10 protein-coding genes are annotated in these 13684 nt (G+C 49.5%); 8 read left to right on the plus strand and 2 right to left on the minus strand.

Translation table 11 applies throughout. The annotated features are described in order from the left end of the window. Positions 1-79: 79 nt before the first annotated feature. On the minus strand, positions 80-721 hold the full coding sequence (locus AB4875_RS07400) for a TetR/AcrR family transcriptional regulator (protein WP_368375415.1): 642 nt from the start codon (positions 719-721) through the stop codon (positions 80-82). 123 nt (positions 722-844) lie between these two features. On the opposite strand from AB4875_RS07400, the gene roxB reads away from it, so the two are divergent. The 7 genes from roxB (at position 845) to AB4875_RS07435 (ending at position 10359) form a co-directional block, all read left to right on the plus strand. After that, positions 845-2926, plus strand: coding sequence for a rubber dioxygenase RoxB (gene roxB / locus AB4875_RS07405; RefSeq protein ID WP_368375416.1), 2082 nt, complete (start codon positions 845-847; stop codon positions 2924-2926). Between the two features lie 72 nt (positions 2927-2998). Beyond that, positions 2999-4240, plus strand: coding sequence for a cytochrome P450 (locus tag AB4875_RS07410; RefSeq protein ID WP_368375417.1), 1242 nt, complete (start codon positions 2999-3001; stop codon positions 4238-4240). 345 nt (positions 4241-4585) lie between these two features. Continuing rightward, on the plus strand, positions 4586-6028 hold the full coding sequence (gene gtfA / locus AB4875_RS07415; protein ID WP_368375418.1) for a sucrose phosphorylase: 1443 nt from the start codon (positions 4586-4588) through the stop codon (positions 6026-6028). Between the two features lie 259 nt (positions 6029-6287). Next, a complete protein-coding gene (locus tag AB4875_RS07420; protein ID WP_008251819.1) occupies positions 6288-6494 on the plus strand; it encodes a cold-shock protein in 207 nt (68 codons plus the stop codon). A 175-nt stretch (positions 6495-6669) separates the two neighbouring features. Then, positions 6670-8058 carry an ATP-dependent RNA helicase DbpA gene (dbpA, locus tag AB4875_RS07425; RefSeq protein ID WP_368375419.1) on the plus strand — a complete coding sequence of 463 codons (1389 nt, stop codon included), beginning with the start codon at positions 6670-6672 and terminating at the stop codon, positions 8056-8058. Between the two features lie 34 nt (positions 8059-8092). Continuing rightward, entirely contained in the window at positions 8093-9196 is a 1104-nt protein-coding gene (locus AB4875_RS07430; protein ID WP_368375420.1) for a PepSY-associated TM helix domain-containing protein, read from the plus strand. A 140-nt stretch (positions 9197-9336) separates the two neighbouring features. After that, positions 9337-10359, plus strand: a complete 1023-nt coding sequence (locus AB4875_RS07435; protein ID WP_368375421.1) for a putative metalloprotease CJM1_0395 family protein — start codon at positions 9337-9339, stop codon at positions 10357-10359. A gap of 83 nt (positions 10360-10442) precedes the next feature. Here AB4875_RS07435 and AB4875_RS07440 read toward each other — a convergent pair whose 3' ends face one another. Continuing rightward, a complete protein-coding gene (locus AB4875_RS07440; protein WP_368375422.1) occupies positions 10443-11744 on the minus strand; it encodes a DEAD/DEAH box helicase in 1302 nt (433 codons plus the stop codon). A gap of 300 nt (positions 11745-12044) precedes the next feature. On the opposite strand from AB4875_RS07440, the gene AB4875_RS07445 reads away from it, so the two are divergent. After that, on the plus strand, positions 12045-13631 hold the full coding sequence (locus tag AB4875_RS07445; RefSeq protein ID WP_368375423.1) for a peptide chain release factor 3: 1587 nt from the start codon (positions 12045-12047) through the stop codon (positions 13629-13631). Positions 13632-13684: the final 53 nt, after the last annotated feature.

The following is a 13684-nucleotide window of genomic DNA, read 5'->3' on the forward strand; positions in this document are numbered from 1 at the left end:
TCTTTTATCTTTTATCTTTTATCTTTTATCTTGGTCGCTGAAATTGGCTGTCAATGTTGATGGTGGCGCTTTACTGTGACTAACTTTTTTGCCCGGCAATAATACGTTCTAAATACGCGATCATGGCTGCGGCGCATTCGCGCCGATAGGCTGGTGTGATTTCGCCATGCAGAAAATATGACAGCCGCAAGCAGGCGGTACCCAACTCGACAACAAGCGCTTTGGCGTCAGGATTTTCATCCGCCAAGGTCACACCGATGGCGCGCATTAAGGTGTCGACGTGGCGGCCGATATGAGAAATGGTCAGGTGCAAAGCCTGATGACTTTCATGACTTGCCACGCTGCCAAGTATTAGTATGCCAGCAGCTTGATGGTGGTTGTAATAGTTGGCGACAATGTCTGCGACCTCACTAATAACTTGCTGCCATGGTTTGCCTTCTATGGCATAACTTAGTTTTTCAACTTCCTCTTCCAGTGTGATTAAGTGTCGCCGCGTGAGTTCATTGAGAATGGCATAGGGGCTGGGGAAAAAATGGTAAATACTGGTTCGCGTACAATTCAGTGACGATGCTAGTTCTGGAATCGAGAAACTGCTTAAGCCCCCCTGAATTAACTGCGCCTCAGCGGCTTCGAGAATGCGCTCAAATCGCTGGCGGCCGCGCGCTTGTTGCGGGGGTCTAGCAGCTGATGGGGCAGAAGTGATGGCGGTAATTTCAGTCATGGCGGCATCATATCACTTGACTCAAATATCATACAAATGTACAAATAACAAAATCATACAAGTGTACGATATTGCTCCAAGCACAAAGATAAAAATAAAAAAGTAAGATGAGGCAGCGTTCAAATGCAGAAAAGTCTATTGGTTTTGGCGGCATATTCCCTGTTGCTGCTGGCGGCATGCGGCGGTTCATCGAGTAACCCATCACCGCAGGTACTTAATCCCGGTGGTGACGACACTAGCGGTGATACTGGCTCGGACACTGATACGGAGTCGTTGTCACTGCTAGTGAGTCGGCGCGGCGGCCATTATTGGCATGATTACTGTGCCGATAAACCTGATAACACAGCTGTGCCTGCCGATCCCCGTGAAATGGTGGTGCCGGGTGTTAACGAAAATAAGGCCGTGTTGATGAATGCATGGTGGCAAACTTGCCAAGAAGATAATCAGCCGGCCAATTGTGGTGAGCTTCGTCAGCGTGCAGAGCATGGTCTGGCCTTGGTTGCCGCCGAGGGGCGACCTGGCGCTGCTAGTTTCTTTTCCGGTGACGCTAGTGAGTCAGGATTTTCGTTTCCCGCTGATGCCTATGCAGAGATGTGGAAATCGATTTGGGGCCTGAGTGAGCGCCCGCTTCAGTACGATGAATTAGTCGCCCAGCGCTGGGGTATGCCGCTGTCAGTTGTTCGCAACCCCTATCCCTTGCCTGGCGAAGATCCAAATCTAAGTGATGGCGGCAGCGGTCAGCTGCCAATGGGAGTGACCCAGCTCCGCGAGGCCAACGGAAGCTGGACCGGACAACTCAATGTCACTTGCAGTATTTGTCATGGCGGGGCGGTGGGAACGGCTGATGAAGCTGAGGGGCTGGGGGCAATGTATGGCAATAATAGTCTCAGCGATATTACCGTGATGTTTTCTGAACTGGCGCGTTTGGCGCCGCAGCAGGCGGCGCTGGCGATCATCTCTCAGAATAAGGTGCGCGGCACAGGTAATATCACTAACTTTCAACTTTTCGGCACGCTGACGCTTGCTGATTACGACACCATTCCGTCTTATCTCACTATTCAGGCTGAGCCTTCTACCGGCACCGAAGATCCGCCTGTGTGGTGGAATGTGGGCAGTCGCAGCGCGAAATTCTATGACGGTGGTCAGGTCGTCGATGCCAAACGCATTGAGCTGTCGTTTCACTTTCCTGATTTCTTCAATGATATTGAAGGTGCCAAACAATGGATATTGGATAATCAGCAAGATAGCGATGCGTGGATTAGCTCGCTTAAGTCACCGCCGTGGCCAGAATCGGTGTTAGGCAGTGTAGATAGATCCTTGGCGGAAGCTGGCGCGGTGCTATTTCATGCTAAAAATTTATGGGCGCCGAGTTTGAATAATCCCACACCGCGTCCGGAAGGCGGCAATGGATCGTGTGCAAGCTGCCATGGTGCGTACTCACCGCGCTATGTTAATGATCCCACTTACTTAGATTCGCCATTGTTAGATGGGGTGGCGGCGTATATCACACCCATTAATATTATTGATACGGATCCGGCGCGCCTGAATGGCAACTCCCCACGGGTGGCGGAATATTCGAAAAACAATTGGTTTGCCTATTCGGAGGGGCCATATAACGATGACGGCGTATCGCTATGTGGTAACTGGGCTGATGAGTCTTTGCGCGGTGATCGCGAACTGGGCTATTTAGCGCCGCCGCTTTATGGGGTATGGGCTACGGCGCCATATTTCCATAATGGCTCGGTGCCGAATATCGACGGTGTCCTAAATCCGGCCGTGCGGCCCACCATTTGGCGTCGGCTTTCGAAGGATGCGCCGACAGACTTAGCGGGGCAGGTGGTAATGGGCTTTGATTACAGTCTTAAAACTGGATACGACGCTGAAAAAATAGGGTGGCGTTATGACGAGCTGGAATGCGGCTCGGGTTTGGCATTACCATTAATTGGTGCCGCTACCCCCGGTGTGGACTGCAATCCACTCGATTCTAGCGGCCCAGTTTTACAAGATGCATTATCGGTGCTTTGGGGTAACGGTGGTCTGGCATGGAATTTATTGAATGTGCCGATTGTGAGCGATCAGCAGATTGAAGAGCGAAAAATCTATAACACTAAACTCTACAGCCAAGGTAACGGTGGTCATGAATTTACCAGTGTGCTGAATGACACCGAGCGACGTGCTATTAAAGAATATCTTAAAACCTTATAAATAAAACTTAGAAAAACCGCAGTGCTAACTGGGGTTTAGTATTCAAGCTATTCGTTATTAAAGGAAATGATTATGGGCGGTCTCAGTGACTCAATACTTAGCGATGCAATGTCTTACACGCGTCCTGCGGACATTAGCGCTAAATTAGCGGAATTGCGTGAGCATCGGCCGATCTGTTTGATCGAGCCTGAGGATATTCGTCCGTATTGGGCGATAACCCGTTACGAAGATATTCGCTATATCGAATCGAATCCTGAGCTATTTAGCGCAGAGCCCAGAGCGGTCTTAATTTTAGAGGCCTTAGAAAAATTAAATCAAGAGCGCTTCGGTGAAATCATGGGGGTGAAAACCCTGGTTCACATGGATGGTGAGCGTCATTTAGCCCTGCGTAAAATTACCCGTGATTGGTTTATGCCGGCCAATATTGCCAAAATGCGCGGTCATGTTGCCGAGCTGGCAGAAAGCTTTATCGAGCGAATGAAAGATATGGATGGTGAGTGCGATTTTGCCAGTGACATTGCTTTTTGGTATCCCTTGCGGGTTGTGCTGCAGCTGATCGGTATTCCCGAGAGCGATGAGGCCCATATACTAGATTTAACCCAGCGCCTCTTTGCTCCAGAGGGTTTTGCTAGCGCCGAAAAAGATTCCATGACCGTGTTTATGGAGTGCGTGCAGGCAATGGCGGAGTATTTTACGGTGCTAGCAGATGATCGCCGCGCCGCGCCAAGAGACGATATTGCCAGCGTGCTAGCCAATGCAAGACTCGACGGTGAATTGATCGATCCGTTTACCCTGACCTCGTATTTTGTGTTGCTAGCTACTGCGGGTCACGATACCACTAGTGCAACGATCGCTGGCGGCTTGCAGGCCCTTATTCAAAACCCGGCGCAGCGTAAAGCTTTACTTGATGATCCTAGCCTTTATCCAGCCGCTGCCGATGAGTGTGTTCGCTGGGTGACACCGGTGAAGCACTTTGCGAGAACCGTGCTTGCGGATACCGAGCTACGTGGTGTGAGTCTTAAAAAAGGCGATACCGTTGCCATGTTTTTTGAAGCGGCCAATCGGGATGGTGACGCCATCCCGCAGCCAGAGGTTTTTGACGTGTCGCGCAAGGCAAGTAAGCATCTGGCATTCGGCCAAGGCCGTCATAACTGTTTGGGTATGCATTTGGCAAGAATGGAAGTGGAGACATTTTTGCGTTTGCTGCTGCCCCAGCTGGAAAGCATTGAATTGAATGGCGAGCCTGCCTATATTCCAAGTCATTTTGTGAGTGGCTTAAGCTCATTACCTATTAAATATAAATTTAAAGCCTAGGCTGGCTTGATGATTTAATGGCAATTTTTTAGCGTCGGGAATGACATCGATAAATGATTTTTTATTGCTGTGATTTCCGATTTATTTTTTCGATAATCAAGACTGCCATTAATGTATCTAGATACGTTTTTCTGGGTTTAATTTCCTCCGCCTGTGAAGAAATGACTGTGTGTTAATTTAGTTATTGCTTTTCCTGCTAAGCACAATGAAGTAGGGCTCTTTCTCCAGATATTGTGATCTGGTCCTGAAAATACCGACATTCTGGCCATGGAATGCCGCTGTTAGTTTGCATGCTTGCTGGTCAATGGTTATGGTTATGTATCCCTGATAGACCGGAGCCGTCGTATGGCCTTGCGCAATGCTGTGCAGTTAATTTGTTATCCCAATCGTCTTGGTAATAATCTTAAAGATTTACACACTGTCATTGAGAAGCATTTTTCGGAAGCGATAGGTGGCGTGCATATACTGCCTTTTTTTCCGTCCAATGCTGATGCGGGATTTTCGCCATTGACCCACAAAGAAGTCGATCCGGAATACGGTGATTGGGACGATATAGAGCGAATTTCGGTAAAATATGACCTCTGTTGCGATGTCACCGTCAATCATATTTCTGACGAATCTGAGGAGTTTAAGGACTTCGTTGCCAAGGGCTACGATTCTGAATATGCCGATCTCTTTGTGCATGTCGATAAGTTTGGTGAGATCAGTCCTGATGATCTAGCAAAAATTCATATCCGCAAGGAGAAGGAGCCGTTTCGGCGGGTGGACTTTGCCGACGGCAGCACCGGCCGAGTTTGGTGTACCTTTACCGAGCATCAGATTGATTTAAATTATGAATCTGATCAGACCTTTCAGCTGATGGAGAATTATATCGGTTTTCTCGCCCAGCGCGGGGTGAAGTTATTCCGCCTTGATGCCTTTGGATATACGACCAAGCGTATTGGCACGAGTTGTTTTTTGGTTGAACCGGATGTCTACCGCAACCTCGATTGGATCAATAGTGTTGCCCAGTTGCACGGCGCGGAGGTCTTGCCAGAGGTGCATGATCACAGCAGTTATCAGTACGCTATCAGCCGCCGTAATATGCATCCCTATGGTTTTGCCTTGCCGCCGCTGTTGCTGTTTTCGCTACTTGATGCCAATAGCGTTTACCTAAAGAACTGGCTGCGAATGTGTCCGCGCAATATGGTCACGGTGCTTGATACCCACGACGGCATTTGTATTCCGGATGTGGAAGGGGTGTTGCCGGAAGAAAAGATCCGCGCCTTGATCGATAATATTTCCAGTCGCAGTGCCGACCCCATACTGCGGCGCTCGGCGGCTAATATTCACAGTGTTGGCGCTATCTACCAGCTGACGTGTACCTTTTACGATGCCTTGATGCGCAACGATGATGCCTATTTGGCAGCGCGTGCGATCCAGTTTTTCTCGCCAGGTATTCCGCAGGTTTACTACGTTGGCCTGTTGGCGGGCTGCAATGACAATGAATTGATGGAGGAGACGGGTGAGCTACGGGATATTAACCGTCATTTCTATACAATGAACGAAGTGGATGAGGCAGTTGAGCAGCCGGTGGTGCAGCGATTGCTTGCTCTGATGCGCTTTAGAAGTAATTACCCCGCATTTGATGGTCATTTTGAGCTGGGCTACTCCAATGATTCCAGCGTCTCAATGGCATGGCGGCATGGCGATTATTACTGCCATCTCTTCGTCGACTTGAATTTTAATACTTCTAGCATTACTTATCTGGATGAGGAGTCCTTGGCGGAATGTCGCCTGCAGTGTTGATACTCATTTCTTGATTTCTGTGTAAACCCTGCTTTTATAAGGGTATTACACAGGGATTTGCTTGTGATAAAGGGTAGACAAGCACGGAAATGTCTATATACTCACTCCCAGCTAGAAAGTTCGACCTATATTTATGTACACCATTTCGAAGTCCTGTCTGTAGTTTTCGTCCTGTACTTCATAAGTAATAGAATCACTTCCAGCCTAATCGGTCTGATTTCAGATCAAAATTACCTTTGAATATATCAGGAATAAAATTATGTCTACTACTACTGGCACAGTAAAATGGTTCAACGAATCTAAAGGCTTTGGCTTCATCGAGCAAGAATCTGGCCCAGACGTTTTCGCTCACTTCAGCGCAATCTCTGGTTCAGGCTTCAAAACTTTGGTTGAAGGCCAGCGCGTACAGTTCACTGTTACTCAAGGACAAAAAGGTCCTCAAGCAGAGAACATCGTAGCACTGTAATTTGCTATGGGCTGGGCCTTCGGGTTCCAGCCAGCTTCAAACCCTTGTGGATTGAATGCTAAAGGGGCAGGACCTATGGGTCTTGCCCTTTTTTCTTTTCAGAAGCACTATTTTTATTTGCGTACATTGCGCCACCGCCGCGTGTTTATTCTGGCGGTATTACAGGAAAAACACCGTGAGTCAGCTAGAATTTTCTACCCTTCCCTTAAATCCCGCTTTATTAGATAACTTGAATTCATTGGGCTATACCGAAATGACCCCGATTCAAGCCAAGGCCTTGCCGCACACCTTGCATGGCAAAGACGTGATTGCGCAGGGGAAAACCGGCTCCGGGAAAACCGCTGTATTCGGTTTGACGCAGCTGCAAAAGCTCGATGTTAAACGTTTTTATGTGCAGTCATTGGTCTTGTGCCCGACCCGTGAACTGGCCGACCAAGTTGCCAAGGAGTTACGCAAGCTAGCGCGTACCATCCACAATATTAAAGTGCTTACCCTCTGTGGTGGCATGCCCTTTGGTCCGCAAATTGGCTCGTTGGAGCACGGCGCTCATATCGTTGTTGGCACGCCAGGAAGAATTGAAGAGCATGTTCGCAAAGGCACGCTTAAGTTAGAAAACGTCAATACTCTGATATTGGACGAAGCTGATCGTATGTTGGAAATGGGTTTCCAAGATTCACTCGATACTATTATTGGCTATATTCCCAAAGAGCGTCAGACTTTACTTTTTAGCGCGACTTATCCCGACGAGATTCAGGATGTGGCGATGCGGATCATGCAGCGTCCCTTACTCGTGAAAGTAGAGTCTACCCATGATAATGAGAGTATTGCCCAGCACTTTTTTAAAGTCGCAGATAATACCCAGCGCATTGTTGCCGTTAAATTACTATTACTTCGTTACCGCCCTGATTCAACGGTGATATTCTGTAATACCCGTCATGAAACCCAGCAGGTGTGTGACGATTTGCGCGAAGCCGGATTCAGCGTGTCGGCCTTACACGGCGATCTAGATCAAAAAATGCGTGACCAAACCTTGGTGCGTTTCGCCAATAAAAGTGTGTCGGTGCTAGTTGCCACTGATGTGGCCGCACGCGGTTTGGATATAGATGCCTTGGATGCGGTGATTAATTACCATATTGCTCGCGATGCTGAAGTGCATATTCACCGCATAGGCCGTACCGGGCGAGCGGGCGGAAAAGGGATTGCCTGCAGTCTCTATACCGAGCGCGAAAGTGCCAAAATTGCTCGTATTGAAGAGATGCGTGGCAGCAAGGTAGTTCCTGAGGCGCTGCCCAATATTAATCATCTAGATAAACCTACCTTTAAGCCGCCGATGGCCTGCCTACAGATTGATGGTGGTAAAAAGCAAAAGGTACGCCCCGGTGATATCGTTGGTGCCCTTACCGGCGCAGATGGTATTGAAGGTACTGATGTTGGGAAAATTCATGTCTTTGACAATACCGCCTATGTGGCGGTGCGCAATGATGTGGTGGCCGATGCGCTGCGTAAATTAAGTGAAGGGCAACTCAAAGGTCGCAATTTTAGAGTGCGCCGTATTCGCGGTTAAGCTGCGTATACGGATGCCGTACTGTTAAGCAGGTATGAATAGAATACTGTTTAATATCCACCGAGTATTGGCATTTCTTATCTGCCTGCCACTGTTGCTGATTTGCGTTAGTGGCAGTGCGCTGGTGTTTAAGCATGAATTAGATTCGATATTGATGCCCGAGCGCGTTCTTGTTGGTGAAGCGACCGCGACGCGCTTGCCCTTCGATACACTGCTACAGTCATTTAATAGTCATTACCCCGGCTACGAAGTCACTGGCTGGCGAATTTTTGCGAAGCCAAATCGATCTGATTTGGTTTATGTGATGGCCCATGGCGGCAGCGATTGGTCTTCGCTGTTTGTCGATCCCTATACCGCTAAAATATTGTCACCGCCGCAGCCGCCGCGATATTACTTAACTGATGCGCTGCGTGAACTCCATTACCAGTTATTGCTAGGTAAGGTGGGTCTATTTATTGCTGCCTTGCTTGCAGTGTTGATGTGCTTGCAAGCAATCACCGGCTTAATTCTGCATCGCAAGTTTTGGAAAGTCTTATTCACCCTTCGTTTTCAGGCGCGACCGATTATCTATCTGGGCGATATGCACAAATTGGTCGGTGTACTGGTCTCGCCGGTGCTTCTAGTGCTGGGGGTAACGGGGGCTTACTGGAATATCAATCAGCTGATCTACAGCGTCGCTCAGCCTCTTGCCGCGCCATATATCGTAGATCAGCGGCTGTACAATTCAAGTCTGTCTGTGGACGCCTTGGTGGCGGAAAGTCGTAAACGCTTTCCTGGCTTTGAGGTGAGTTTTATTGCTCTTCCCGCCAAACCCGGCTATGCCATTAATGTGCTAGGTGGCCGTGACCGGCAAAACCCTTTCTTCAGTGAATTTTCTGTTTCCTTGAGCTACCACGCTCAAACTGGTGTCCTGATTACGGCGCGGGACATTCAGGATGCTGAGCTTGGGGATCAGATCACCCATAGCTTTCGACGCCTTCATTTCGGCGATGTTGCCGGTTTAGGCAGTCGGATGATATGGGCATTGGTGGGTTTTAGCCCGCTGGCATTGATGCTGAGCGGGCTGTCGATGTATTACTTGCGCAGACCGGTGCGAAAGAGGATAGCAGAGCGGCGGCGTGAAGGCCGAGCGCAATAAATGCGATTGGCTGAGCGCGGTAAGGTCTTTAAATGATTTTTTAGGGGGCTTTATTGGGCCTGCCTCGGCTTTTTTGCGCTGGTAATTTTCATAAATAAGACTAGAATTAGATCAAAGTTTAACCAGTTTGAGGCGTGGCGATGAATCCGGTAGCCGGCTCGTCGATTAATCCTATATCTCGGCCCAGTTTACGGCCAGTGACGCCGGTGGAATTGGCTTCTTCCTCGGCGGGCGCAAATGTAGCTAATACAAAGCCCATCAACACCGCTCTGCCTAGGCCTGTCACTGCGCCTGAGTTTGAAGAAGCTCCCCTAAATCTACTAAGACCCTCTAAAACCGCTGAATCAATTTTCGCCGAGCAGGGGGTATCTCCCGCCAAAATGGCAATATTGTCGGCAAAACCGGTATTACTTGCAGAAGCAATATTGTCGCCAGAAGGCATGATATACGCCGTGGATACGGGTGGCCGGGGTCGGTCCGCTGAAGGTCAAAGCGAGGCCGCTAAACAGCTTGGTTTATCCGCTACGGTAGGTGATGGTTCGCCGAATGAGCAAGAAAGTCGGGCGGAGAGCGCAGAAAAATCATCCAGCGCCGCGCAGAGCCGCGAGCAAGAGCAGGACATTCAAGCTGAGGTGCGCGATCTAGCCGCCCGCGACCGCGAGGTGCGTAATCACGAGCTTGCTCACTCAGTAGCGGGTGGGCGTTACAGTGGCTCGCCCAGTTACGAGTTTAAGCGCGGCCCTGATGGCAATAATTATGCAGTGAATGGAGAGGTCAGCATCGATTTGGCTAGAGCCGCGACCCCTCAAGCTACCATTGAGAAGATGGAAATTGTCCGCCAGGCAGCCTTGGCGCCGGCGGAGCCGAGTAGTCAAGACCGTCAAGTTGCGGCTGAGGCGGCTCGAATTGGAGCTCAGGCGCGTCAAGAGTTGCTTGCTGAATCGAGTCAGACTTCTCAAAACACGGTGAGCACTACTAGCGTGGGAGCTGTGCAGCAAAGCTTGGAAAGTGAGTCGAATTCATTGCGCGACGGTCAGCAAAGCGAGGCTCAACAAAGAGCAGATGTCGACACGCTTAAAGCTCGGCGAGTTAGCAGTCTGTATTCAGAAAATAGCGGCTTATTCGAGCGCGAGCCGGCAGGGGTGGTAAACAGTCGGGCTTAAGAAGCGACATGTAGTTAGTGTGAATGAGTAGGGGCGCGTCAGTGATTGGGACGCGCCCTTTGTCTTTGCGGAGCCTAGTTAAATTAGACTTTTGGTGCCGAAGAGCGAGCGCGATTACCGTTGCTGTTGCCATTGCCACTTGGGCGTCCGCTACGGCGGGCGGCGGGGCGCTGACCATCGCGGTGTTCAGTGTGGCTTTTGGGTCTAGGCTTCCGTGCTGGGCGTTGATTTAAACGTGACTCTGGCAGAGCGTGAGTTGGCTCAAAGCCAGCCAGTGTTTCCCTTGGCAGCACTTCTTGAATTAGACGCTCGATGTCGGCTAATAGTTTAAAGTCATCCGAGCAAACCAAGGATACCGCGCTGCCGACTGCACCAGCGCGACCGGTACGACCAATACGGTGTACATAGTCTTCTGGAACATTCGGTAAATCAAAATTGACCACCTGTGGAAGTTGGTCAATATCTAAACCGCGGGCGGCGATATCGGTTGCGACTAAGGCGCGCACTGCACCGCTTTTAAAGTCGGCTAAGGCCTTGGTGCGCGCGCCCTGGCTTTTATTGCCGTGAATCGCTGCGGCGCCGATGCCTGCTTTTTCTAAGTGCGCAGCTAGGCGGTTGGCTCCATGCTTCGTTTTCGAGAATATAAGAACCTGTTGCCAGTTATTGCTGTTAATCAGATGCGTTAATAAGGCTGGTTTCTGACTTTTATCAACCGGATAAATTGACTGAGTAACGCTTTTGGCGGTTGTGATTTCTGGGTTAATAGAAATTTCCACCGGGTTGTTTACCAAGCCTTTCGCGAGTTCGCGAATATCACCAGAGAAGGTGGCGGAAAACATCAGGTTTTGACGCTGCTTTGGCAATACCGCCAGAATTTTACGAATGTCGTGAATAAAGCCCATGTCTAGCATGCGATCGGCTTCGTCCAATACTAAAATTTCCAGCTGCTTAAATTTGACGGCGTTTTGATTGTACAAGTCTAATAGCCGACCGGGGGTGGCAACTAACACGTCTACGCCACGGCGTAATTTAATCATTTGCGGGTTGATTTTAACGCCGCCAAATACCACCGCTGAGCGCAGCGGCAAATGTTTGCCGTATGTTGCTACGCTCTCGCCCACTTGCGCGGCAAGTTCGCGGGTTGGCGTTAAAATTAAAACACGAGCTTGATTCGCCTGAGCGCGCTCGCCTCGGGATAGTAATTCCAAAATAGGCAGCGTGAATCCCGCTGTTTTGCCGGTGCCGGTTTGCGCTGCGGCCATAACGTCACGGCCTTCTAATACTGCTGGAATGGCCTGTGCTTGAATGGGGGAAGGGGTGTCGTAACCTTGCTCGGCAACAGCCGCCAAAATTTGGGCGGATAAGCCCAGGGAGGTAAAACTCATAGAATCTATCATCTCAAAAATGTCGCATGTCGCGGCGTGATGCTCGTTGCCAGAGTGACAGCGGGCGTGCATCTTACTGGATTAGTGGCTTTGGCGCCAGAGTTGTGGTGTGTGAATAGGGCGGAGTACCTGGATGAGGGGCGTTGTGGCGATGATTTTGGTCTGTCTGAGTTTTCTGGGTGAGTGCTAGTTATTACTGAGTATGATTCGTGAAAAAACAGCGTAAATAACGTAGAATCGCGCCTCCGCCGCGACAGTCTTTAGATCGCGCCCATTATTTAAGCCAGAAGACCCATTCAGATGTCGAAATCGTCTTTACAGCAGGAAATCGCCAAGCGCCGCACCTTTGCGATTATTTCTCACCCCGATGCCGGTAAAACCACTATCACTGAAAAGTTGATTCTGCTCGGGCAGTTGATTCAGGTGGCGGGTACAGTTAAGGGCAAGAAGAATGACCGCGCTGCTACGTCTGACTGGATGACACTGGAAAAGGAGCGGGGAATTTCTGTTACTTCCTCTGTTATGCAGTTTCCTTACCGCGATCGAATCGTTAATTTGCTCGATACGCCTGGTCATGAGGATTTTTCTGAGGATACTTACCGCACCCTGACGGCGGTGGATTCGGCGCTGATGATTATCGATGGCGCCAAAGGCGTGGAAGATCGCACGATTAAACTGATGAATGTCTGCCGCCTTCGCGACACCCCTATCTTGGGTTTTGTGAACAAGATGGACCGGGATATCCGTGACCCGATTGAGTTATTGGATGAAGTGGAAAGCGTATTAGGTATTGCCGCCGCGCCCATCAACTGGCCGATTGGTATGGGTTCAGATTTTAGGGGTGTTTATAATCTTTATACCGATACCATTCATGTGTTTACCAAGGGTAAAGGTTCAGTGATCGCCGAAGACATCCAAATCAAGGGTTTGGATAATGACGAAGCGCGCAAATTACTTGATGATGAATACGATAACTTCTTAGAAGAAATTGAGTTAGTTCGTGGTGCCAGCCATTTCTTCGACCGCGACGCGTATTTAGCAGGTAAGCAGACTCCGGTGTTTTTTGGTACTGCCCTGTCTAATTTCGGTGTTAAGGAAATGCTTGATGGCTTTGTTGAATGGTCACCAGAGCCGCTGGATCGTGCTACCGACAATCGTGAAGTAAGCGCCAAGGAAACCGAGTTTTCAGGCTTTGTATTTAAAATTCAGGCGAATATGGACCCAAGGCATCGGGATCGTATCGCTTTTATGCGTATTTGCTCAGGCACCTATACCAAGGGCATGAAAATGCGTCATGTGCGGCTGGGTAAGGACGTCAAGATAGTGGATGCGGTGAGCTTTCTGGCCGGTGATCGGGAGCTGGTGGAAGAAGCGGTGTCTGGGGATATTATTGGTCTGCACAATCACGGCACCATCCAGATTGGCGATACCTTCTCTTCAGGTGAGAACTTCAAATTCACTGGCATCCCGCATTTTGCTCCAGAGCTGTTTCGGCGCATTCGTCTGAGTGATCCCTTAAAAGGTAAGGCATTACAAAAAGGCTTGCAGCAGCTTTCCGAAGAGGGTTCTACCCAGGTGTTTATGCCGCAGCGCAATAGCGATCTGATCGTGGGCGCCGTGGGTAATTTACAGTTTGAGGTGGTGAGTTACCGCCTCAAAGATGAGTACAAGGTAGAGGCTCTATATGAGCCCATTAATGTGTACACCGCTCGTTGGGTTGAGTGTGATGATCCTAAGAAATTTGAGGAGTTTAAGCGTAAATGTGCGGATAATCTCGCGATTGATGGCGGTGGACATTTAACCTATCTGGCACCGACTCGGGTTAATTTAGCGCTGACCGAAGAGCGTCATCCTGAGGTACGCTTCCGGGCGACAAGAGAGCATTAATTTAATCTCTGGCTTGATAGAGGCTGACTCGGGGCTGAACAGGACCGTAATCT

It is taken from the genome of Zhongshania sp. R06B22, assembly GCF_040892595.1.
Classification (GTDB): domain Bacteria; phylum Pseudomonadota; class Gammaproteobacteria; order Pseudomonadales; family Spongiibacteraceae; genus Spongiibacter; species Spongiibacter arctica.